The following is a 22,645-nucleotide window of genomic DNA, read 5'->3' on the forward strand; positions in this document are numbered from 1 at the left end:
AGGACGACGATGTCTCGACGGACAGGTGCCCGGCGCCGTCTCGGATCCATCCGCCTCTCCCTGGTGCTGCTGGCCCTGGTGCCCAGCGTCACCCTCGCCGCCATGTGGGGCGTGACGACGATCCAGATGTTCTCGGAGGGGCTGCGGCTGCGCGACCAGACCGAGCTGAGCCGGTCGACCGGCGCCATGGGAACCGACGCTGCGCTCGCCCTGCAGCGCGAGCGCAGCCTGTCGGCGGCCTGGCTGGCCTCGCCGCGCGGTTCCCGGGCCGCCCTCGACGCCCAGCGCGAGGAGACCGACAAGGCCGTCGCGAAGCTGGTCGGGCAGGCGGACGCGATCGACAGGGCGCCCTCCCGGATCTCCGACCGGATGTACTCGGTGCTGGGCTCGGTGGGCAGCCTGGAGTACTACCGGGACCAGGTCGACAACCTCACCGACATCACCGCGCAGCAGGCGCTGGACCACTACTCCTCGATCATCGACGACCAGATCCACGCCTTCCAGGAGCTGTCCCAGGTCGACGACGGCGACCTCACCTCGCAGGCCGGGCCGCTGATCGGGCTGGAGCACGCGGCCGAGCTGGTCTCCCGTGAGGACGCGCAGCTGACCCTGGCCTGGCCGTCCGGGCATCTGGACGACGCGGCCTGGACGCAGTTCACGGAGCTCGTGAACACCCGGCGCTGGCTGGTGAAGGACCAGGTGGTGCCCCAGCTGACCGGCGACGCCAAGGCGGAGACCGAGCGGATCCTGGCGAGCCCGCAGTGGCGGACGCTGCAGTCGGTCGAGGACCAGGTGCTCGCCGCCCGCAACGCGGGCGGCGGCGCCGACGCCGACCGGATCACCCTGCCGGAGTCGCGGCAGCGCTGGGACAGCGCCATGGACAAGCTGTCCGTGCAGTACACGGACCTCATCGAGCAGCAGACGACGGCCCTGCTGCAGCGCAGCGCCGACAAGGCCGACGCCCTGCTGCTGAAGGCGGCGCTGCTGAGCGCCGGCGGGCTGCTCGCGCTGCTGCTGTGCGTCGGCATGTCCTGGCGGATCACCCGCTCGCTGTCCCGGCGGCTGCGCGGCCTGCGCCGGGCCGCCGTGAGCCTCGCCCAGGAGCGGCTGCCCGACGTGGTGGCGCGGCTGGAGCGGGGCGAGAAGGTCGACCCGGAGTCGGCGACGCCCGAGCTGGACTACGGCCACGACGAACTCGGCCAGGTGGCACGGGCGTTCAACACCGCCCAGCGCACCGCCGTGCACACCGCGGTCGAACTCGCCGACACCCGGCGCGGTTTCCAGAAGGTCATCCTGGGCATCGCCCGGCAGAGCCAGAACCTGGTCAACCTCCAGCTCAGCAAGCTGGACACGCTGGAGCGCGAGCACACCGACCCCGACATCCTCAAGGGCCTGTACGAACTGGACTCCACGGCCAGCCAGTTGCGCCGCTACGAGGAGAACCTCGTGATCGTCAGCGGCGAACGGCCCGGCCGCAGCTGGAGCGAGCCGGTCGCGCTGATCGACATCCTGCGCGGCGCGGTCGGGGAGGTCGCCGAGTACCAGCGTGTGGACGTGCAGACCGAGGACGAGGTGTACGTCGCCCCGCCCGCGGTGGCCGACGTCATCCACCTGCTGGCCGAGCTGATCGACAACGCGACCGCGTACTCCCCCGCGCCGAGCCCCGTCACCGTACGGGCCGCGATGGTGGCCAAGGGCCTGGCCGTCGAGATCGAGGACCGCGGCCTGGGCATGTCGGAGGAGGACTACGAGTCCTTCAACCAGCAGCTCGCCGTGCCGCCGCAGTTCGACGTGGTGGCGCTCGCCGACGACCTGCGCCTCGGCATGTTCGTCGTCGCCCAGCTCGCCCACCGGCACGGCATCGCCGTCACCCTGCGCTCGTCGCCGTACGGCGGGACGACGGCGATCGTGCTGATACCGCACGAGATCGTGGTCCGGGACAGCCCGGGCGGCGAGGCGCCGGGCGCCCGGGAGACGCGGGACGCGAAGGCCAGAGCCGGCGCCAACGGCTCGATGACCCCGGCCGGTTCGGACATCACGGGCACGGGCACGGGCACGGGCGCGAAGAACGGCACGGGCCCCGGGTCCGGGCAGGCTCCGGTGAACGGGTCCGCGGCGGTGGACGCCGGGCGGTCCGGCGCGCAGGACGCGGCCGACCGCCCCGCCGGCTCCGTCCGGGAGCCCCGCCCCCTCCTCGCGGCCCGCACGGCTCCCGCGCGCGAGGTCGCCCCCCGCCGGGACGGTCTCGCCCCGCTCCCCCGCCGCGTGCCGCAGACCAGCCTCGTGGAGGAGCTGCGCGAGGAGGCTCCGCCCGCGCACGACGACGGCTCCCCCGACAACTTCACCGCCGAGGCCGCCGCCTCCTCCCTGGCCGGCTTCCAGCGCGGCACGCTCCGGGCCCGTGACGACGACGCCGAGCCGCCGCACGACGAGGAGGCGGCCGCACCACGGCGGGACGCCGCCGACCCCGTCCCCTCGACTCCGCCCGCCGACCGCTGACCGCCGACCGCCGACCGCCGACGAAGGACACCGCAATGACACGCCCCATCCCCGCCACGCACACCCAGCTCGACCAGCTGCTGACCGGACTCGTGGAGCGGGTCGCCGACGTGAACCAGGCCGTGGTGCTCTCCGAGGACGGCCTGGTGGTCAGCAAGTCCACCGGCTTCCTGCGCGACGACGCCGAACGGCTGGCGGCGACCGCGTCCGGGCTGATGAGCCTCAGCAAGGGCGTCAGCATGGACTTCCGGGGCGGGCCGGTGCGCCAGGCGCTCATCGAGATGGCCAACAGCTACCTGATCCTGACCTCCGCCGGACCCGGCGCCCATCTGGTCGTGCTGACCGGGCCGGGCGCGGACGTGGGGGTGGTGGCCTACCAGATGAACATGCTGGTGAAGAAGATCGGCGAGCACCTCAGCGCGGCGCCGCGGGGCACGGCCGGGCCCGCCGTCGATCCAGGCGTGTGAGGTGGGGGGAGGCGATTCGGCGGGCCGCCTCGTCCGGCCGTTCGCTCTGACCGGCGGCCGGACCCGGCCCAGCCGTGCCGACTTCACTCTCATCTCGACGGTCACCGCGGTCGATCCGCCGCCCGCCGACGCGGCCCGCCCGCAGCCCGAGCACACCCGGATCCTGCGGATGTGCGCCGAACCGGTGGCCGTGGCGGAACTGGCCGCCCGGCTCGACCTGCCGGTCAGCGTCGTCGTCATCCTGCTCTGCGACCTGCTGGAGGCCGGCCGGATCACCGTCCGCCCGCCGCGCCTCGTCTCCCGTACCACCCCGGACCTGGACCTGCTGCAGAAAGTGAGGGACGGCCTTGGCCGGCTCTGACCTTGCCACGGACGCGTCTTCGGCACCCGACACGGTCAAGATCCTCATCGCCGGAGGTTTCGGCGTCGGCAAGACCACCATGGTCGGGTCGGTGAGCGAGATCGTTCCGTTGCGCACCGAGGAACCCCTGACCATGGCCGGTCTGGGGGTCGACGACCTCGACGGCATCGAGGAGAAGCGGGCCACGACCGTGGCCCTGGACTTCGGCCGGATCACCATCAGCCGGGAACTGGTGCTGTACCTGTTCGGTACGCCGGGGCAGCAGCGGTTCTGGTTCATGTGGAACGACCTGGCCCTCGGCGCGCTCGGTGCCGTGGTGCTGGTCGACGTCCGCAGACCCGAGTCCAGCTTCGCCGCGATCGACTTCTTCGAACGCCGGGGCATCCCGTTCGTCGTCGGGGTCAACGGCTTCCACGGCGAACACCCGTACCCGGCCGAGGACATCCGGGACGCGCTCGCGGTACCGGAGCACGTGCAGGTGCTGCTGTGCGACGCGCGGGACCGGGAGTCCTGCCGTGACGTACTGATCGCCCTGATCGACCAGCTGATCGCCTCGGCCGTCCAGGCCTAGGGTCTGTCGTGAAAGTGCCGGTCGCAGCCGCTCGTCGCCCCGTGCCACCGGGGCCTGCCGAATTTTTCGTGTCGCCCTACAACCATCTCCTCTCCCCGCGAGTCTCCGCACCGCAGTCACCCCTTCAGGCCCATGGGAACACCAGGGCCACCACCGCGGTCACCCGCCCTCAGCAGGAGATTCCATGCGCAGACACCTCCGTACGACCCTGGCGACCGCGACAGTGGGCGCGCTCACCGGCGGCCTGCTCGTCGCCGTGGCCGGTTCCGCTGCGGCCGTCTCCGGCCTGGAGGGCGACTTCAACGGCGACGGCTACCGCGACGTCGCGATCGGCGCCGCGAGCGCCACGGTGAGCGGGCAGGCGCAAGCGGGCGCCGTCGTCGTCCTGTACGGCTCGTCGTCCGGCGTGTCGGCCACCCGCAGGACCGTCATCCACCAGAACTCCGCCTCCGTCCCGGGGGCGGCCGAGAGCGGCGACCTGTTCGGGTCCAACCTGGCCGCCGGCGACCTCGACCGCGACGGCTACTCCGACCTGGTCGTCGGCGCTTCGAACGAGGCCATCGGCGACCGGGACGGTGTCGGCTCGGCCACCGTGCTGTGGGGCGGCCCCTCAGGCCTGTACGGCGGCAAGGGCCTGCCCCAGCCGTCCACGCTGTCCGAGTTCACCAACTTCGGCAACGGCGTCGCCACCGGGGACTTCGACGGTGACGGCGACACCGACGTGACGGTCACCGGCCGGACGCACACCCGCCTCTACAACGGCCCCTTCACCCGCGCGGGCGGCCCCCTCAGCAACACCCGCGTCGGCGAGGTCGGCACTCTGTACGACGTGACGGCAGGCGACCTGACGGGCGACGGGGCTGCCGAGCGCGTCTACCCGCACGCCGTGGACGGCGACCCCGGCGGCAAGGTCTACTACTTCCGCTGGACCGGCATGACGCACACCATGACGGAACTGCCGAGCGCCGACGGCTTCCCCGGCGCGATCGCCGACATCGACGGCGACGGCTACGGCGACCTCGTCCTCGGCGACCCCACCGACCCCTCCGCCGACAAGCCCGGCGGCCACAAGGGCGGCCAGATCACCGTCTGGTACGGCGGCCCGAACGGCCCCGACCCCGCGCAGAAGCCGACCGTCGTCCACCAGGACACCGCGGGCGTCCCCGGTGAGGGCGAGAGCGGCGACGCCTTCGGCTCGGCGGTCGGCGTGGGCGACATCAACGGTGACCGGTACGCCGACGTCGTGGTGGGAGCTCCGGGTGAGGCCCTCGGCTCGACCCACCACGCGGGCATGGTGACCGTGCTGTTCGGCTCGGCCTCGGGCCTGACCACGAGTGGCGCCAAGGGCTACAGCCAGAACACCTCCGGCGTGCCCGGCACCGCGGAGGCCGGCGACGCCTTCGGCAAGGCCGTCCGCCTGGTCGACCTCGACCGCAACGGCAAGGCCGACCTCGTCGCGGGCACCGCCTACGAGAACGGCTACGGCATGGTCACCCACCTGCGCGGCACTTCCACCGGCCTGACCACCCAGGGCGCCAAGAACATCACGGCCGCCGACGTGTCCCTGCAGGGCAACGCCGACTTCGGCTGGGCGATCGCCCCGTAACGGCCCGAGCCGACGCGGCCCGCACCTGGCGCGACGCCCGGGCAGCCCCGCACCCAGCCGCTGCGCAGGCCGCACCCCAGTACAACCCTTGCGGGCCGTCGCGGGTCTCTGTGATCACCGGCCGTCCGGTGAGCCCATGGCCGGCACGGCCGCACGCCTCTCTTCCCTGGAGCACCCGCCTTGCGCAGACGTACCCTCCTGCTGGCCGCCACCCTCACCACCGGCCTGCTCACCGCCCTGCCCGCCACCCCGGCGGCCGCCGCGCCCTCGGGCCTGTCCGGCGACTTCAACGGCGACGGCTACCGTGACGCCGTCATCACCGCGCCCCTCGCCAAGGTCGCCGGCCGGAGCAACGCCGGCTACGTCGCCGTGGTCTACGGCACCGCGAGCGGCCTGGACACCACCAAGCGGCAGATCATCAGCCAGGACACCGCCGGCATCCCCGGAGTCCCGGAAAACGGCGACTACTTCGGCGACCGCGTCACCACCGGCGACCTGGACGGCGACGGCTACACGGACATCGTCGTCGGCGTCCACGCCGAGCGGATCGGCTCGACCGACGAGTACGGCGTGCTGACGGTGCTGTGGGGCGGGGCGACCGGTGTCAAGAGCGGCACCGACGTCAGCTCGCCGCTCCCCGAGAACCGCTACGAGCTCGGCTGGTCCGTCGCCGCCGGCGACTTCGACGGCGACGGGGCGACCGACCTGGCCGCGGTGAACCTCGCCGCTCCCGGCCTGAACGTCTTCAAGGGACCGATCTCCCGTACCGGCGTGGCCGCGGGCCTCAGCGGCATCGACACCCAGGACCAGACCGGCGTCGGAACCGAGCAGATCACCGCGGGCGACGTCACCGGCGACGGCAGGTCCGACCTGCTCGTACTGGGCCAGGAGGAGATCACCGGCGGCGTACGCACCCGCGGTGTCCTCTACAAGGGCTCCGCCTCCGGCCTGACGGCAGGCCCCAAGGTCGCCGGCGGCTACGCCGCGGTCATCGCCGACGTCGACAAGGACGGCCACGGCGACATCGTCACCGGCAACTTCATGGAGAAGTCGACCGGCGAACCCAACGGCGGCCCCGGCGGCGCGATCACGGTGACGTACGGCGCCTCGACGGGCCTGTCGAGCCGCACTCCGGTCCGCATCACCCAGGACACGACCGGCGTGCCGGGCGCGTCCGAGAAGAACGACGCCTTCGGCTGGAGCCTCGCCGCCGGCGACACCAACGGCGACGGCTACGCCGACATCGCGGCCGGCGTGGCGAACGAGGACCTGAGCGGCAGGACGGACGCCGGGTCGGTGGTGGTCCTGCGCGGCTCGGCCGGCGGCCTGACCGGCAGCGCCGCCAAGGCGTTCTCGCAGGACACCAGCGGCATACCCGGCACCGCCGAGTCCTACGACCACTTCGGCCACTCCGTCTTCCTCACCGACACCAACAAGGACGGCCGGGCCGAGTTGATCAGCGGCGCCCGCGGCGAGAACGACGGCGCGGGCTCCGTGTGGGTCCTGCGCGGCACCTCCACCGGCGTCACGGCCACCGGCGCGAAGTCCTTCGGCAGCGCGACGCTGGGCGGACCGTCGGGCCTGGCGTACTTCGGCGACGTCCTGTCGGGCTGACCCGCGTCCGCGGCGGTGCGGTTCCCCCCCACGGAGAACCGCACCGCCGCACTCCCTACGGCCGGGGCGCAGCAGAGCGGGCCGGCCGGGTCAGGCCAGGCCGGCCGACTTCAGCCACGCCCTGGCGACGTCCAGCGGGTCCTTCTTCTCCAGCTGCACCTGCGCGTCCAGTTCCCGCAGCGCGGCCGTGTCGAGCTTGGCGGAGACCGCGTCGAGCGCCTCGGCGCCCTTCTCGGGCAGCTCGCCCTTGCGGACCAGCGGCTGCACGTTCTGGAAGCCGAAGAGGTTCTCCGGGTCCTTCAGGACGACGAACTTCTCGCGGGCGATGGTCGGGTCGGTCGTGAAGACGTCGGCGGCCTGCACGGTGTTCCGCTTCAGCGCGGCCTGGGTCAGCGGCCCGCCCGCGTCGAGGGACTTGAAGGACTTGAACTCCAGCCCGTACACCGACTTCAGGCCCACCAGGCCCTGGTGGCGGGTCTGGAACTCCGGCGAACCGCCGAAGACCAGGTCCCCGGCGACGTCCTCGAGGTCCGCTATGGAGGACTGCGCGGTGAGGCCGTACTTCTTCGCGGTCTGCGCGTTCAGGGTGACGGAGTCCTTGTTCTGCGCGGCCGACGGCTCCAGCAGCTCCAGCTTCGCGTCCAGCTTGGCGTTGATCGCGCTCGTGGTCTCCTCGACCGTCTTCGGCTTGGCCTTGGCGTCGAGGTACGCCAGCAGGGAGCCGTTGTACTCCGGCAGCACGGTGATCGTGCCGTTCTTCATCAGGCCGTACGTGGTCTCGCGGCTGCCGATGTTGGGCTTGTACTCGACCTCGATGCCCTTGGCCTTCAGGGCCTCGCCGTAGATGTCGGCGAGCAGGATGCTCTCGGCGAAGTTGTTGGAGCCGACGACGATGGTGCCCTTCGCGGCGCCGCCGCCCTGGAGCGGGTCCTCGGAGGTGCCGCCGGAGGAACAGCCCGCGAGGAGCGCCGTCGCCGCGGCGAGCGCGACCGCCGCCGCGCCGGGATGCCTGGTACTGGACCTGCTGGTGCTCTTCGCGGTAGTCATCACCCACCGATCCAAGCCAGCGCCTTCTCGATCAGTCAAGTCCGCCCTGGTCACCAATCGGCTTCGATCCTTTGCGGATTGTGGCGCTCCGGGGGTCATCGCCGGCGCACGCCGGGCGACACGGCGGCCCGCCCCACCGCCCAGAACAGCGCGAGCGTGACCAGCGCGAGCACGGCGACGAGGGTCGCCCCGCCCACCACCTTCTCGTAGTCGCGCTGGTAGAGCCCGTCGACGATGTACCGTCCGAGGCCGCCCAGGCTGACGTACGCGGCGATGGTCGCCGTGGACACGATCTGGATGGCCGCCGAGCGCAGCCCGCTCAGGATCAGCGGCAGCGCGACCGGGAGTTCCACCTGGAACAGGATCCGTGACTCGTGCAGGCCCATGCCGCGGGCGGCGTCCACCGGCGAGGGGTCGACCGAGCGCATCGCCTCGTAGGTGGTGACGAGGATCGGCGGGACGGCGAGGACGACCAGCGGGATCATCACCGGGAGCATGCCGAAGCCCAGCAGGGTCGTCATCAGCACCAGCAGGCCGAAACTGGGCAGCGCCCGCCCAGCGGTGGCGACCAGCGACAGGGCGTTGCCGCCGCGCCCGTAGTGCCCGGTGACCAGGCCGATCGGCAGGCCGATGGCGGCGGCCAGGAGCAGCGCCTGCAGGGTGTAGCGCACATGCTCGCCGAGGCGGGCCGGGATGCCGTCGTAGCCGTGCCAGTGGGCGCTGTCGCTGAAGAAGGCGTGGACGAAGTTCAGTACGTTCACCGGGCCGCGTCCTCGAGGGCGGGTGCGCCCGGAGCGGTCCGCTCGCGGCGGCCGCTCGGCATCCAGGGCGTCAGGGTCAGACGGAGCAGGACCAGCAGCGCGTCGACGAGGATCGCCAGGAGCGCGGTGGTGAGGACGGAGTTCCAGGTGAGTTCGGGCCGGTTGTAGATCTGCGCGTCGTGGAGCAGGTTGCCGAGCGCGCCCTGGTTGCCGATCAGCATGCCGACGCTGACCAGGGAGATGCTCGACACGGTCGCCACGCGCAGCCCGGCGATGATGGCCGGGACCGCGATGGGCAACTGCACCTGGAAGTAGCGGCGTACGGGCCCGAAGCCCATGGCGGTGGCGGCGGCCAGGGTCTCCTCCGGCACCGAGCGCACCCCGTCGACGATCGCCGGGACGAGCACCACCAGGCTGTACACGGCCAGCGGGATCATCACCGTCAGTTCGGTCTGCCCGGTGTAGTCGATGAGGACGACGAAGAACGCCAGGGAGGGGATGGCGTAGAGCACGGTCGTGATGCCGAGGACCGGCGGGTACAGCCAGCGGAAGCGCACGCAGAGCTGGGCGAGCGGCAGCGCGAGGAGCAGTCCGGCCGCGACCGGCAGCAGGGCCTCCCTCAGATGCAGCCCGATCAGGCCGAACCAGCTGTGCTGGAGGTCGCTCGGGATGTCGAAGAAGTCGTGGAGGTAGTCGCTCATCGGGCGACCTTCTCGTCGTCGCGGTCGTCGTCGCGACCGCCTTCGCGGTCCTCGTCGTGGCGACCGTCGTGGCGGTCCTCGTCGCGCCGGGCCGCGTGGGCGCTGCGGATGGCCTCGCCGATGGTCTGCTGGGAGACCACCCCGCGCACGCGCCCGTCGGCGTCGACGGCGACGGCGTGGCCGGACGGCGAGAGCACGGCGCTGTCCAGTGCGGTCCGCAGCGAGTCGGTGCCGGGCACGAACGGCCGCCCGTGGGGCAGGAGTCGGGACGGCCTGATGTCCCCCGCCGTCAGGTCGCGCGGTTCGCCCCAGCCGAGGGGCCTGCCGTCCGCGTCGGTGACCAGGAGCCAGGGGACGCCGGGGGCGGTGAGCTGCTCGGCGGTGGCGTCGGCCGGGACGACCGGGCCGGTGGTCAACTCGAGCCCGGCGGACGGGAAGAACGACAGCCGGCGGATGCCGCGGTCGGCGCCGAGGAAGTCCTCGACGAAGGCGTCGGCCGGGCGGGACAGCAGCTCGGCGGGCGGTGCGTACTGGGCGAGGTGGCCGCCTTCGCGCATCACGGCGACCGTGGTGCCGAGTGTGATCGCCTCGTCGATGTCGTGGGTGACGAAGACGACCGTCTTGCCCAGCTCGCCCTGCAGGCGCAGCAGTTCGTCCTGCAGGCCCTTGCGCACCACCGGGTCGACGGCCGAGAACGGCTCGTCCATGAGCAGCACCGGCGGGTCGGCGGCCAGCGCCCGGGCCACGCCGACGCGCTGCTGCTGGCCGCCGGAGAGCTGGTACGGGTACCGCTCGGCCAGTGCCGTGTCGAGGCCCACCCGCTCCATCAGCTCCGCGGCCCGGGCCCGCGCCTTGCGCTTGCCCCAGCCGAGCATGCGGGGCACGGTCGCGATGTTGTCGACGATCGTGCGGTGCTGGAAGAGGCCCGCGTTCTGGATGACGTAACCCATGGAGCGGCGCAGGGTGGTGACGGGCTGGGACTGGATGTCCTCGCCGTCGAGGAGGATCGTTCCCTCACTGGGTTCGATCATGCGGTTGATCATCCGGAGGGTGGTCGTCTTGCCGCAGCCCGACGGTCCGACGAGGACGGTGATCGAGCGGTCGGGTATCTCCAGCGAGAGCCGGTCGACCGCCACCGTGCCGTCCGGGTACCGCTTGGTGACTGATTCCATCCGTATCAAGACGCCGGAGCCCTTCGGGTTGGCGGAAAAGGTTGGCCGTGGTCGTACGGGCGGTTGCCGGTCGAGTCTAGAGGGCGCACGTCACCGGGCCGCGGGGCCCGTGTCCTTCAGCGGCAGGCGCACGGTGAACACCGTCGCCCCGGGTGCGCTGTCGAGTGCGATCCGGCCGCCGTGCGCACGGACCAGGGACCGCGCCACCGCGAGGCCGAGTCCGCTGCCGCCGCGGTCGCGGCTGCGGGCCTTGTCGACACGGTAGAAGCGGTCGAAGACGCGGTCCCGGTCGCCCGGCGGGATGCCCGGGCCGGTGTCGGCGACCCGCACCTCGGCGACGCCGGGCCCGGTGCTCACCTCCACGGACACCTTCGTGCCGGCGGGCGTGTGCACGGCGGCGTTGGTGAGGAGGTTGTCGACGACCTGCCGGATGCGCAGCGGGTCCATGCGCAGCCGCACCGGAAGCGGACCGGCCGCCACCGTCAGCGGATGGCCCGGGCGGCCGGCCCGGAAGGCGTCCGCGGCCCGGTGCACCAGCTCCACCAGGTCGGCGTCCTCCAGCCGCAGCGGGGTCTCCACCTCGGCCGCGTCCAGCCGGGCGAGCAGCAGCAGGTCGTCCAGGAGGACACCCATGCGGGCGGCCTCGGCGCGCAGCCGGGCCAGGTGCCGGTCGCGTTCCCCGGGAGCGTTGGCGGCGGCGTACTGGAAGAGGTCGGCGTAGCCGCGCACCGACATCAGCGGGGTGCGCAGTTCGTGGGAGGCGTCGGCGACGAACCGGCGCAGCCGCTGCTCGGCCTCCGCGCGCACGGCGAGGGAGTCGTCGATGTGCTCCAGCATGGTGTTGAAGGCGGTGCGCAGTTCGTCCACCTCCGGTCCGCCGTCCCGGCCGTCGGCGCGCAGCGGCAGCCGGGCCGCCGACTCGGTCAGGTCGTGGGAGGCGATGCCGTGCGCGGTGGACGCCATGTCGCTGAGCGGTTTCAGGCCGCGGCGCAGCATCCGGCGGCCGAAGACCACCAGGGCGAGCAGGGCGAGCGCGAACGTGACGGCCTGGAGGGTGACGAGCCGCCCGACCGTGTCCTCGATGTCGTCCATGGGCGCCGCGCTGACCAGGATCACGCCGGGCTCGACCTCGCAGGCGCGCAGCCGGTAGGTGCCGGCGCCTTTGAGGTGCTCGGTGCGCAGCAGCTCGGTCCGCGCGGTGGTCTGCGCCCGGGCCAGGGCGGTGAAGTCGTCGACGTCCCGGGGCAGATCGGCGGGGTCCTCGGGTCTGCGCAGCTCGGGCGTGCCGCCGGAGACGTCGTACACGGCGTAGAACCAGCTGTAGTACTTCTTGCCGGTGAGGGTGCCGTGGTCGGCGATGCTCTTGGACTGGGCGATCTGGGCCTGCGCGAGCTGGGTGTCGAGCTGGGCGGACAGGTAGTCGCGCATGGCGGTGGTGAGGGCCGTGCCGACGACGGCGAACACGACCAGGGACAGGGCGCCCAGGCCGAGGGCCAGCCGGGTGCCCAGGCGCATCCTGCGGTAGGCCCGCCTCAGCCGGGTGATCACCCGGAGGCCTGTCGCAGCACGTACCCGAAGCCGCGCACGGTGTGGATGAGGGGCGCGGCGCCGTCGCCGGTGTCGTCGAGCTTGCGGCGCAGCCGGCTGACGACCAGTTCGACGACGTTGGAGCGGCCGCCGAAGCCGTACTCCCACACGTGGTCGAGGATCTGCGCCTTGGTGAGCACGGTGGGCGACTTGCGCATCAGGTAGCGCAGCACCTCGTACTCGGTCGGGGTCAGCGACAGCAGTGTCCCGCCGCGCCGGACCTCGCGGGTGTCCTCGTCCATGGTGAGGTCGCCGACCCGCAGCACGGACCGCTGGAAGGACGGTCCGGCGCTGCGCCGCAGCACGGTGCGCAGCCGGGCCATCAGCTCCTCCACGGCGAACGGCTTGACGAGGTAGTCGTCGCCGCCACGGGTGAGCCCGGCGACCCGGTCGGCGACGCCGTCGCGCGCGGTGAGGAACACCACCGGCACCATCGTGCCGGAGGCCCGCAGCCGGTCCAGGACGCCGAAGCCGTCCACGCCGGGCAGCATCAGGTCGAGCACCACGATGTCCGGGTGGAACTCGGCGGCCCGCCGCAGCGCGTCCTCGCCGGTGTACGCCGTGACCGCCTCCCAGCCTTCGTAGCGGGCGACGGTCGCGACGAGGTCGGCGATGGGCGGATCGTCGTCGACGACGAGAAGTCGTACTTTCTCCACGCCCTCATAGTGCGCCACGGCTCCCGCGCCGCACCGGCCGCCCACCGCTTCCCCGCCGGATCGATAACCACTTGAAAGTCCGGTGACAGCTTCCCGACAGCTCCCCCGCGCCAAGCTCGGTGTCCCAGGAGCCGATCAAGGAGCTGCCGACCGTGACGACCCTCCCGCCTCCCCCCACGGCGGCCCGCCCCGCGGTGCGCCCCCGCGTGGTGGGCCGCACCGGACTGTACGCGGTCCTGCTCGCCAACGCGGCCGTGGTGGCCGTGTTCTTCGCGCAGGCCGGTTTCGCCTCGAACGCGCTCGTCGTGCTGGGCCGGCTGGCCGGGCTGTACGCGGCGCTGCTCATGGCGTTCCAGCTGCTGCTGGTGGCCCGGCTGCCGTGGTTCGACCGGCGGATCGGCATGGACCGGCTGACGTCCTGGCACCGCTGGAACGGCTTCGCGGTGCTCTGGCTGCTGCTGGCCCACGCCGTGTTCCTGGTCTTCGGCTACGCCGCCTCCTCGTCCCTGGACCCGGTCGACCAGCTGGTGGACCTCGCCGGGACGGTGGAGGGGGTGCTGCGGGCGATCGTCGCGCTGGCGATCGTCGTCGTCACCGGCGCGCTCTCGGCGCGCGCCGCCCGGCGCCGGCTGGCCTACGAGACCTGGCACTTCGTCCACCTGTACACCTACGTGGCGGTGGTGCTGGCGTTCACACACCAGGTCGCGGCGGGGACGACGTTCACCTCCTCGCCCGTGGCGACGGCGTACTGGTACGCCCTGTGGGGCGGGGCCCTCGCGTGCGTGGCCACGGGCCGGCTGGTGCTGCCGCTGTGGCGCAACGCCCGGCACCGGCTCCGTGTGACGGCGGTCGTCCCCGAGAACGACGACGTCGTGTCGGTCCACGTCACCGGCCGCGACCTCGACAGGCTCCCGGCCCGGGCCGGGCAGTTCTTCCTGTGGCGGTTCCTGACCAGGGACCGCTGGTGGCAGGCCAACCCGTTCTCGCTGTCCGCCGCGCCGGACGGCCGCACCCTGCGGCTGACCGTCAAGGCCGCGGGCGACGGCAGCGCGGCCCTGCGGCACCTGAAGCCCGGCACGCGCGTCTTCGCCGAGGGCCCCTACGGTGCCTTCACCGCCCTGCACCGCACCCGCCCGGACGCCGTGCTCATCGCGGGCGGCGTCGGTGTCACGCCGGTCCGGGCCCTGCTGGAGGAGCTGGACGGCCACGCGGTCGTCATTCACCGGGTCGCCACCGAGCGGGACGCCGTCCTGCACGGCGAACTGCGCGACCTCGCCCTCGCCAGGGGCGCCGGGCTGCACCTGGTCACGGGCCCGCCGGTGCCGGACCGGCTGGCGCCCGGGGAACTGGCCCGGCTGGTGCCGGACATCGCCGAGCGGGACGTCTACCTGTGCGGTCCGCCGCCGATGATGAACGCCGTGCTGCGCAGCCTGCGCGAGCTGGGGGTGCCCCGGTCGCAGATCCATTTCGAACGCTTCAGCCTGGCCGGATGACGAGGAGACTGCCGTGAAACGAGCCCTGCCCGTGCTGGTGCTGAGCGCCGCGGGTCTGATCCCGGTCTGGCGGTACGCGCCCTCGCCCGGCGCCGGTGCGCCGTCCTCCCCCGCCGAGGCCGCGGCCGTGGCGCCGACGCCCTCGGCCTCGTCGTCCACGGGGTCGGGCGGTACGGCGGCCACGGTCGTGCGGGGGTCCGCGGTCGACACCGAGAAGGGCCCGGTGCAGGTCGAGGTCACCTTCGAGGGCGACCGGATCGCCTCGGTGCGGATGCTCCGGCAGCCCGGCCACCCGCAGACCACGGCGGCCGTGCCGCGGCTGATCGAGGAGACGCTGCGGGCGCAGAGCGCCGACATCGACACGGTCTCCGGCGCCACGGTCACCAGCGACGGCTACCGGGAGTCGCTCCAGGCCGCCCTCGACGCGAAGAGCTGAGCGGATGCGGCGCGTCGAGCACGTGATGGGCTTCCCCGTGTCGGTCCGCGTCGACGACGAGGACTTCCCCGGGGCACCGGTGGACGACCTGTTCGCCTGGCTGCGCGAGGCCGACGCGCGGTTCAGCCCGTTCCGGGCGGAAAGCGAGGTGTCCCGGCTGGACCGGGGCGAACTCGCCGGTCCTGGCCCGGACCTGCGGGAGATCCTGGACCTGGCCGAGGAGTACCGGATCGCGACGGGCGGCGCGTTCGACGTCCGCCGGCCCGGCCGCGGCCTCGACCCGTGCGCGGTGGTGAAGGGCTGGGCGGCGCAGAAGGGCGCGGAGCTGCTGTCCGCGGCCGGGGCCCGCCGCTTCTGCCTCAACGCGGGCGGCGACGTGATCGCCGTCGGCGGTCCCTGGCGCGTCGGCGTCCGGCACCCCGACCGCGCCGACCGGCTGTGCGCGGTCGTGGACCTCACGGACCGGGCCGTCGCGACGTCCGCGCGCTACGAGCGCGGCGACCACATCCTCGACGCCCGCACCGGCCGTCCCGCCACGGGCCTGCTCAGCGTGACGGTCGTGTCCCCCACCCTGACGGAGGCGGACACCGTGGCGACGGCGGCGTTCGCGCTGGGCGCCGAGGGCGTGCCGTGGGCGGCGGGCCGGGAGCGGTGCGAGGTGTTCGCGGTGGACGCGGGCAGACGGGTGCTGCGCAGCCCGGGCTTTCCCGTGGCGGAAGTGACGCCTCAGGGGCCGCCCGTGGCGGAGCCGGTGCCTCAAGGGCTGCCTGCGGCACGTCAGTTGCCGGGCAGGGCCGCCAGGAGGTCCGCCGGCGGTACGAAGAACAGGCCGCCGGTGACGGCCCGTGAGTAGTCGAGCAGCGGGTCGGGGCCCGAGTCCGGGCCGCCCAGGTACATCCTGCGCAGCATCGTCTCCGGGACCTCCGGCGTACGCGCGTAGGCGACGAAGTAGGTGCCGAACTCCCCGTGCCCGGGCCTGCCGAACGGCATCGCCGAGCGCAGGATCCGCTGCTCGGTCCCGTCCGGTCCGAGGACGGTGTTGACGTCCTTGTGGGAGCCGGGCGCGTCGAGTTCGAGGTTGGTGAGCTTGGTGCGGCCCATCACCTTCTCCTGGGCCTCGACGGCGACCGCGTCCCAGGAGTCCACGTCGTGCAGGTACTTCTGCACGAGCGCGTAACTGCCGCCGCGGAAGGCCGGATCCTCGTCCCCGACGAGTGCCGCGTCGACGGCGGCCTGCCCGACGGGGTTCTCGGTGCCGTCGACGAAGCCGAGGAGGTTGCGCGAGTCGAAGTACGAGAACGCCTGCGTCTCGTCCCGCACGGTGACCCCGCCGCGCAGCCGCCGCACCAGTTCCGCGGCCAGGGCGAAGCACAGGTCCGGGCGGGCCGCCCTGAGGTGGAAGAACAGGTCGCCGGGGGTGGCGGGGGCGTGGTGCCGGGGCCCGGCCAGTTCCCGGAACGGATGCAGTCCGGCGGGTCGCGGGCCGCCGAGCACCCGGTCCCACGCCCGGGATCCCACCCCGGCGGCACAGCCGAGGCCGCCGTCGGGGCAGGGGAAGCCGACGGAGCGCACCAGGCCCGCGAGGGAGCCCAGCAGCTCCCGTACCGCGCTCTCCCCGCCGGGATCGATCGTGACGACCAGGAACACCGCGACCGATGCCGGAGGGTTCGGCACCGGCTGCGGCGGCGTCTCCCCAGAGGGCAGCGGTGACGTCATGGCTTCCCATCCCTTCGCCGGCCGGCACGGCCCCGCCCGCTCCCCCTCCGGGGCGGCGCGGCCCACGCCCCTGAGACCCTGCCCAGCACGCGGGAGCCCTGAACTCCCGTACGGGGGCGCTCGGTTGCTCCTCGGCCACCCCCTGAGGCACCTTGACAGCCGACGGCCCGGGCGGCACCGCGTCGGCGTAGGCGAACCGCCCGTCGGCCGCACCGCGTCCGCCCGGTGCGGGGCGTGCGCGTCCGGCGGCGCGGGGAGCGGATCCGTGCCGGTGCCGGGAGGCGGCTCGCGCGGACTGCCGCACTCGTCGTACGTCACCCCGGCCGCCCGGGACGGCGGACGGCCCTCCGCCGCGCCGGGTCCCGGTTCGGTCTCGGCTCCGGGAACTTCGTCCGTCGCCCACTCCCACCTCACCGGCACCGGATAACCTCGTAAGTCACCGAAGGTGAACGGGGGTTGCCCATGGTGAGCACCGATCGCATGCCGCCGAACTGCCCCGGGGGGCACGACGGGGCGCCGGACACCGGCGCCGGGGTGCACCTGCAGAACCAGCTGGAGGTCCTCATCCAGGACTTCCGGACCAGCACCGAACCGCCCATGCCGGTGTTCGTCGTGCACGCGCTGCGCGGCGAGGACGACGACGCGGTGGCCGGGCTGGTACGGCGGCTGTACACGGGCCAGGAGGCGCACGGCACGCGCTGCGCGGTGGCGCAGGACGCCTACGAGGGGGCCACGGAGGTGCGCCGGGCCGCGGCCATGGTGCGGGCGCTGAGCGACCCGAAGAAGTGGGGCGGCCCGAAGGCGGTCTACCGGCGCTACGCCTTCCCGCGGCTGCGGCTGGTGCACGCCGTCGAGGACGCGGTCGCCGCCCTCGGCGACACCTGGCCGGCGCCCGTCCAGGGCAGCCCCGAGGCCGGGCAGGACCAGCGGCAGCGGCTGCTGAACCAGCTGGCCGAGCAGCGCTGGCGGCCCAGCGACACCGCGCGCTGGCGCTCCGGCCTGCCGCTGTTCGACATGGCGCACATCCTCCCGGCGAGCCTGGTGACCGTGCTCGCCGCGCTCCTGGCGCGCAGCGAGTGGTACGTGGCCGTGTCGGCCGGTCTCGTCTTCCTGCTGCTGCTGACCGTCCTGAACTACGTGCTGCCCGGGCGGGCGCCGATCTTCCTGTGGCTGCGCCGGGAGAGCCGCTGGTTCATGACGACGACCTTCCTCAGGGCGGCGGACCAGGACCAGCCCACCGAGGTGTCCCTGCTGCGGCCGGTGCGCTCCTGGAAGGCGATCGCGGCCCGGGCGTACGGCGTGGCCGAGGCGCTCAAGGCGGGCGGCGACTTCCACCTGCAGCTGTGCGTGCTGGCGCTGCGCGAGGACCTGCGCGACAACCACCGCCGCTGGAGCTGGGACCTGCGCGGCTTCAAGCGGCCGCGGCCGCCGGTGCTGTTCCTGCCGCACGCGGACGCCCGCAACGGCGGTATCGAGCTGATCCGGGCGATCAGCGACGTCCGCAGCCGGCGCAGCGAGCTGGACCCGCTGCTCGTGGTCGCCGCCGTGCCCGCACAGGACGTACCGCGGCTGGAGCGCAGCGTGGTGCGGGCCGCGCCCGTGCCGGAGGCCGAGCCGCCCAAGTTCGGCGAGCGGCTGCGCACCTGGTACCGGGAGTGGGCGCACAACCTGCGGGCCGAGCAGTCGCCCAGCCGGGAGCGGTCCGTGCTGCCCTGGGTGATGAAGGTCCCGCTGCCGTCCGACCAGCTCGGGCCGGTCGAGGAGGGGCACCCGCACCGGCGGGCCTCGGCCCGTCCGACGTTCGCCCGGCTGGTGTGGGCGCTGCACACCCTGGTGCTGGTGATCGCGCTGCTGACCGCCGGGACCGTCATGCGGGCGGACGCCCTGCAGGACCGTTACTGCTCGGCGTCCCTGCTGACCGCAAACCGGGACACCCGGCGCATGGAGACGTCCGGCGGCGGCACGGAGTGCATCGGCATAGCGACCGGTGGCCTCCGCTTCTCCGACTGGCTGCCCGCGACCAGGCCTGAGCAGGAGGTCGCGGCCGTCACCGCCGGCGACGGGACGCCCTGGACGGTGACCGGCCTGGAGGACCGGATCGCCCGGCAGAACGAGGAGGTCCTCACCCGTCACCCCGGCAAGTACGTCACCGTCGTCTACGCCGGACCGCTCAGCGCCGACGCGGCGGCCGGCTCCTCACTGGTGAAGGGCGCCGAGGAACTGGCCGGCGTGTACCTGGCGCAGGCCGTCATCAACGAGAGCTCCGGCGTGAAGCTGCGCGTCCTGCTCGCCAACGGCGGCGTGGACCTGGGCCACCAGGAGCAGATGGCCGAGGCGATCGCCGCGTACGCCGCCCACGACCCGACCGTGGTGGGGGTCGTCGGCACCGGCCGCGACCTGAAGTCCAGCCGGGCGACCACGCGCATCCTGATGGAGGCGGGCCTGCCGGTCGTCTCCGGCACCAACTCCGCCACCTATCTGCCCCGCGAGTTCGCCAACTGGTTCAGCCTGGCCGCGACGGACGAATGGCAGACGCGGCAACTCGGCCTGATAGCCGCCCAGTTGCGCACACCGGGGCGGCGGCAGTACGCGCTCGTCCTGGCCCGTGACACGGCGCGGACCGACGACCTCTACACCGACGAACAGGCCCGCTACGGCCAGCGGATGCTGCAACGGCAGGGCTTCACCCTGCTGAAGCAGCGCCGCTACACCCTCAGCGGCGGCAAACCGGAACTGCGCTCGCACGCCCAGGAGATCTGCCGGGGCGGCGAGGTGCCGTCGGTGATCTACTTCGCGGGCCGGGTGGAGGACGTCGACCCCCTGATGACCCGGCTGGGCACCGAACCCGGCTGCGCGGGAAAGCCCTTGGCGATCCTCACGGGCGACGACCTGTCCAAGGCGGACTTCGCCGGCGGCGGCCACTCCGTCGCCCCGAAGGTCACCCTCTACCACGCGGCCCTGGCCGAACTGCGCACGGCCGCGACCAGAACCTCCTTCTACCTGGACGCGGCCCGGCACCTGCCGGGACTGCGGGGCCACCGGCTGCGCTACGACAGTCCCGCCCTGGCGAGCGGCCAGACCGCCCTGGCCCATGACGCGACCCGGGCGCTGTTCTGGGCGGCCACCCGCGACGACCGGCCGCAGAGCCGCGCCTCGACCTGGGTGAACCTGCGCAACGTCACGATCGAGGGCATGGCCACCGGCACCATCGACTTCACCCGCGCCCCGCTGTACGGGGACCGCACCGGCCACAGCATCGTCCTCAAGGAGGTCCGCCGCACCGGCGACGGCACCTCCGAGCCGCGTGTGGTGTGCAGCCGCACCGCGGGCGACACCAGGCCCCTCACCCGGAAGGAGTGCCCGGTCCGCTGAGCCGCCCGGCCCTCGTCAGCCCTCCCGGGGCGTCAGCCGCAGCGCGATGCTGTTGATGCAGTAGCGCTGGTCCGTGGGCGTCGGATACCCCTCGCCCTCGAAGACGTGCCCGAGGTGGGAGCCGCAGCGTGCGCACCGCACCTCGGTGCGCACCATGCCGTGCGAGCGGTCCTCGATCAGCTCCACCGCGTCGGTGTCCTTCGGGTCGAAGAAGGACGGCCAGCCGCAGTGGGACTCGAACTTCGTGTCCGAGGTGAACAGCTCCGCTCCGCAGGCACGGCAGGAGTAGACGCCCCGGGTCTTGGTGTCCGTGTACTCACCGGTGAAGGCGGGCTCCGTGGCCGCCTGCCGCAGCACGGCGTACTCGCCCGGCGTCAGCTCCGCGCGCCACTGCTCGTCCGGCTTCTCGACGTCGTACGGCATGGCCCTCCAGCCCCTCAGTTCGACAGACGGTCCAGGATCAGCGGGCCGAGGTCGGTGACGTCGCCCGCTCCCATGGTGAGAACGAGATCACCGGGCTTCGCCATTCCCGCGACGGCCGCGGGGACGTCCGCCTTGTCGTGCACGGGCGTCACGTCGGCGCCGGCCGCCCGGGCCGCCTCGATGATCAGCTCGCTCGTGACGCCCGGGATCGGGTCCTCGCGGGCCGGGTAGATGTCCAGCACGACCGAGGCGTCGGCGAGGGCCAGCGACTGGCCCATCTCCTTGCCGAGCTCCTGTGTCCGCGAGAACAGGTGCGGCTGGAAGACGACCAGGATCCGCGACTCGCCCGCGGCCGCGCGCATCGCCTCCAGGTCGGCGGTCATCTCGGTGGGGTGGTGCGCGTAGGAGTCGATGACCTGCACACCCGCGGCCTCGCCCTTCAGCTGCAGCCGCCGCTTCACGCCGGTGTACGCCGCGATCGCCCGGGCCAGCCCGGCCGCCGGGACACCGAGCGCCACGCCCGCCGCCAGGGCCGCGACCGCGTTGTGCGCGTAGTGCCGCCCGGGGACGGAGACCGCGAAGGTCAGCTCCTGCCCCTCCAGCACCACGGTGACCTCGCTCTTCAGCCCCTGCGGCACGACCGACAGGACGCGCACGCCGGCGTCCTCGGCCTCGCCGTAGGTCACCACCCGCACCCCGCGTCCGGCGACCCGCCGGGTCAGCTCGCGCGCGCCCTCGTGGTCGGCGGAGATCACCAGCGTGCCGCCCTCGGTCACGCGGTCCACGAACGTCTCGAAGGACTCGTAGATCTCGTCCATGGAGGCGTAGTTGGCGTGGTGGTCCAGCTCCACGTTGAGGACGATCGCGACCTCGGGGGCGTACGTGTGGAAGCTGCGGTCCGACTCGTCGGCCTCGGCGACGAAGATCTCGCCCTCGCCGTGCAGCGCGTTGGAGCCGGGCGCGTCCAGGTCGCCGCCGATCGCGTAGGACGGCTGCAGGCCCAGCTCGCTCAGCGCCACGGCCAGCATGGAGGTCGTGGTGGTCTTGCCGTGCGTCCCCGCGACGGCGATGGGCCGCAGCCCGTCCATCAGCGCGGCGAGCGCGTCGGACCGGTGCACGACCGGGATGCCCAGCTCGGCGGCACGGGCCAGCTCGGGGTTGTCCTGCCGGATCGCCGAGGACACGACCACGCAGCTGGCGTCGTCGGCCAGGTGCCCGGCGGCGTGCCCGATGTGCACGGTCACGCCCAGCGCCCGCAGCGCCTCGGCCGTGGCCGACTCCTTGGCGTCACTGCCCGCCACCGCGGCCCCGCGCTGTGCGAGGATCTTCGCGATCCCCGACATCCCGGCCCCGCCGATCCCGATGAAGTGCGGTCGGTCCATGGCGGTAGGGAGGCCGGGTGCCATGCGTGTCTCCAAGGTCGGGTGACGAAAGGTAGCGCCCCCACCCTATTTCAGGAGCGCGCGGGGCCGTGCCACGGCGGCCCGGGGCTACGCCTTGCTGTGCGAGAACAGCTTCAGCACGGGCACCCCCACCTTGTGCCGGGCTCTGGAGGCCCAGTCGCGGTGGAAGAACTCCTCCACGTAGTGGGGGTCGGTCAGCACGATGACCTCGTCCGCGCCGACCTCCTCCACCAGGGACTTCAGCGCGTCCAGCGGATGGTCCTCGATCAGGCGCCCCTCCGCCGCGCTGCCCGACGCGCGCAGCGCCGCGAGCGAGACCTCCAGCGCCCGCTGCCCCACGCTCAGCGCCTCCTCGCCCTCCGGGGTCTCCCCCTCCCGCACGGCCTCGTCGAGTTCTCCGAGCGCGACGTCGTCGATGGCCCGCAGCAGGCGGTCGGCCTGCTCTCCGCGCGGCTGGAGCAGCACCTGGAAGGAGACCTCCTCCTCCCCGTGCAAGGTCGTGACGAACTCCACGTCGGCGGACGTCAGGGCCTTCTCGATCATCAAAACGCTTGTGAACACCAGGCGCCCCTTCTGCTCCGGGGGCTCGCGGCCCCACTCCTCCGTGGGCCGTGGGGCCCCGCGGAATCCGTCCTGCCCCGTGCTCGCACGGGTACTGCCGGATCCAGTGTGCCCTCCGCGACCCAAACGGAACGGCATATTCCGTCGATGAACGGGCCGACGGCGACCATCGCTCCCGTTTCCGGACGTACCGGCCGGT

The 22,645-nt window shown here is 73.1% G+C and carries 19 protein-coding genes and 1 pseudogene; 10 read left to right on the forward strand and 10 right to left on the reverse strand.

The genetic code is table 11. From position 1 onward, the window contains the following. Window positions 1-9: 9 nt before the first annotated feature. From ABZY20_RS09785 to ABZY20_RS09810, 6 genes are all read left to right on the forward strand, one after another. Window positions 10-2,499 carry a nitrate- and nitrite sensing domain-containing protein gene (locus tag ABZY20_RS09785; protein ID WP_356439115.1) on the forward strand — a complete coding sequence of 830 codons (2,490 nt, stop codon included), beginning with the start codon at window positions 10-12 and terminating at the stop codon, window positions 2,497-2,499. 35 nt (window positions 2,500-2,534) lie between these two features. Continuing rightward, window positions 2,535-2,966 carry a roadblock/LC7 domain-containing protein gene (locus ABZY20_RS09790; RefSeq protein WP_356439118.1) on the forward strand — a complete coding sequence of 144 codons (432 nt, stop codon included), beginning with the start codon at window positions 2,535-2,537 and terminating at the stop codon, window positions 2,964-2,966. A gap of 1 nt (window position 2,967) precedes the next feature. Beyond that, window positions 2,968-3,327, forward strand: coding sequence for a DUF742 domain-containing protein (locus ABZY20_RS09795; RefSeq protein WP_356439121.1), 360 nt, complete (start codon window positions 2,968-2,970; stop codon window positions 3,325-3,327). Further along, on the forward strand, window positions 3,314-3,898 hold the full coding sequence (locus ABZY20_RS09800) for an ATP/GTP-binding protein (RefSeq protein WP_356439124.1): 585 nt from the start codon (window positions 3,314-3,316) through the stop codon (window positions 3,896-3,898). The genes ABZY20_RS09795 and ABZY20_RS09800 overlap by 14 nt, the downstream gene beginning before the upstream one ends. Before the next feature lie 184 nt (window positions 3,899-4,082). Continuing rightward, the gene (locus tag ABZY20_RS09805; protein ID WP_356439127.1) at window positions 4,083-5,504 is read left to right on the forward strand and encodes an FG-GAP-like repeat-containing protein; all 1,422 of its coding nucleotides are present in this window, start codon (window positions 4,083-4,085) and stop codon (window positions 5,502-5,504) included. Window positions 5,505-5,684: 180 nt separating this feature from the next. Continuing rightward, window positions 5,685-7,118: an FG-GAP-like repeat-containing protein gene (locus tag ABZY20_RS09810; RefSeq protein WP_356439130.1), complete on the forward strand. Its 1,434-nt coding sequence runs from the start codon at window positions 5,685-5,687 to the stop codon at window positions 7,116-7,118. A gap of 90 nt (window positions 7,119-7,208) precedes the next feature. Here the strand turns inward: ABZY20_RS09810 and ABZY20_RS09815 are convergent, their stop codons facing one another. The 6 genes from ABZY20_RS09815 to ABZY20_RS09840 form a co-directional block, all read right to left on the reverse strand. Further along, on the reverse strand, window positions 7,209-8,165 hold the full coding sequence (locus tag ABZY20_RS09815) for an ABC transporter substrate-binding protein (protein WP_356439133.1): 957 nt from the start codon (window positions 8,163-8,165) through the stop codon (window positions 7,209-7,211). 95 nt (window positions 8,166-8,260) lie between these two features. Continuing rightward, complete coding sequence (locus ABZY20_RS09820) at window positions 8,261-8,926, reverse strand: ABC transporter permease (RefSeq protein ID WP_356439136.1); 666 nt, start codon at window positions 8,924-8,926, stop codon at window positions 8,261-8,263. Then, the gene (locus ABZY20_RS09825) at window positions 8,923-9,627 is read right to left on the reverse strand and encodes an ABC transporter permease subunit (protein WP_356439139.1); all 705 of its coding nucleotides are present in this window, start codon (window positions 9,625-9,627) and stop codon (window positions 8,923-8,925) included. The genes ABZY20_RS09820 and ABZY20_RS09825 overlap by 4 nt, the downstream gene beginning before the upstream one ends. Beyond that, entirely contained in the window at window positions 9,624-10,808 is a 1,185-nt protein-coding gene (locus ABZY20_RS09830) for an ABC transporter ATP-binding protein (RefSeq protein WP_356439142.1), read from the reverse strand. The genes ABZY20_RS09825 and ABZY20_RS09830 overlap by 4 nt, the downstream gene beginning before the upstream one ends. An 81-nt stretch (window positions 10,809-10,889) precedes the next feature. After that, window positions 10,890-12,347: a HAMP domain-containing sensor histidine kinase gene (locus ABZY20_RS09835; RefSeq protein ID WP_356439145.1), complete on the reverse strand. Its 1,458-nt coding sequence runs from the start codon at window positions 12,345-12,347 to the stop codon at window positions 10,890-10,892. Next, window positions 12,344-13,042 (reverse strand): response regulator transcription factor, encoded by a 699-nt coding sequence (locus tag ABZY20_RS09840; RefSeq protein ID WP_356439147.1) that lies wholly within the window; start codon window positions 13,040-13,042, stop codon window positions 12,344-12,346. The genes ABZY20_RS09835 and ABZY20_RS09840 overlap by 4 nt, the downstream gene beginning before the upstream one ends. A gap of 152 nt (window positions 13,043-13,194) precedes the next feature. Here ABZY20_RS09840 and ABZY20_RS09845 point away from each other — a divergent pair, with 152 nt between their 5' ends. The 3 genes and pseudogenes from ABZY20_RS09845 to ABZY20_RS09855 all read left to right on the forward strand — a co-directional run. Continuing rightward, window positions 13,195-14,535 (forward strand): ferredoxin reductase family protein, encoded by a 1,341-nt coding sequence (locus tag ABZY20_RS09845; RefSeq protein WP_356439150.1) that lies wholly within the window; start codon window positions 13,195-13,197, stop codon window positions 14,533-14,535. A 13-nt stretch (window positions 14,536-14,548) separates the two neighbouring features. Continuing rightward, a complete protein-coding gene (locus ABZY20_RS09850; protein ID WP_356439153.1) occupies window positions 14,549-14,971 on the forward strand; it encodes an FMN-binding protein in 423 nt (140 codons plus the stop codon). Window positions 14,972-14,975: 4 nt separating this feature from the next. Continuing rightward, a pseudogene (locus ABZY20_RS09855) lies at window positions 14,976-15,686 on the forward strand (FAD:protein FMN transferase); the annotation flags it as partial. Between the two features lie 62 nt (window positions 15,687-15,748). Here the strand turns inward: ABZY20_RS09855 and ABZY20_RS09860 are convergent. Then, window positions 15,749-16,687, reverse strand: coding sequence for a Dyp-type peroxidase (locus ABZY20_RS09860; protein ID WP_356439156.1), 939 nt, complete (start codon window positions 16,685-16,687; stop codon window positions 15,749-15,751). 462 nt (window positions 16,688-17,149) lie between these two features. Here ABZY20_RS09860 and ABZY20_RS09865 point away from each other — a divergent pair, with 462 nt between their 5' ends. Beyond that, window positions 17,150-20,059: an ABC transporter substrate-binding protein gene (locus ABZY20_RS09865; protein WP_356439159.1), complete on the forward strand. Its 2,910-nt coding sequence runs from the start codon at window positions 17,150-17,152 to the stop codon at window positions 20,057-20,059. A gap of 15 nt (window positions 20,060-20,074) precedes the next feature. Here the strand turns inward: ABZY20_RS09865 and msrB are convergent, their stop codons facing one another. From msrB to ABZY20_RS09880, 3 genes are all read right to left on the reverse strand, one after another. After that, complete coding sequence (gene msrB, locus ABZY20_RS09870) at window positions 20,075-20,482, reverse strand: peptide-methionine (R)-S-oxide reductase MsrB (RefSeq protein ID WP_356439162.1); 408 nt, start codon at window positions 20,480-20,482, stop codon at window positions 20,075-20,077. A gap of 14 nt (window positions 20,483-20,496) precedes the next feature. Continuing rightward, on the reverse strand, window positions 20,497-21,888 hold the full coding sequence (murC, locus tag ABZY20_RS09875) for a UDP-N-acetylmuramate--L-alanine ligase (protein ID WP_356439165.1): 1,392 nt from the start codon (window positions 21,886-21,888) through the stop codon (window positions 20,497-20,499). A gap of 84 nt (window positions 21,889-21,972) precedes the next feature. Then, window positions 21,973-22,446 carry an indole-3-glycerol phosphate synthase gene (locus ABZY20_RS09880; protein ID WP_309094948.1) on the reverse strand — a complete coding sequence of 158 codons (474 nt, stop codon included), beginning with the start codon at window positions 22,444-22,446 and terminating at the stop codon, window positions 21,973-21,975. Window positions 22,447-22,645 lie beyond the last annotated feature (199 nt).

Source organism: Streptomyces sp. NPDC006624 (genome assembly GCF_040611555.1).
Lineage (GTDB): Bacteria > Actinomycetota > Actinomycetes > Streptomycetales > Streptomycetaceae > Streptomyces.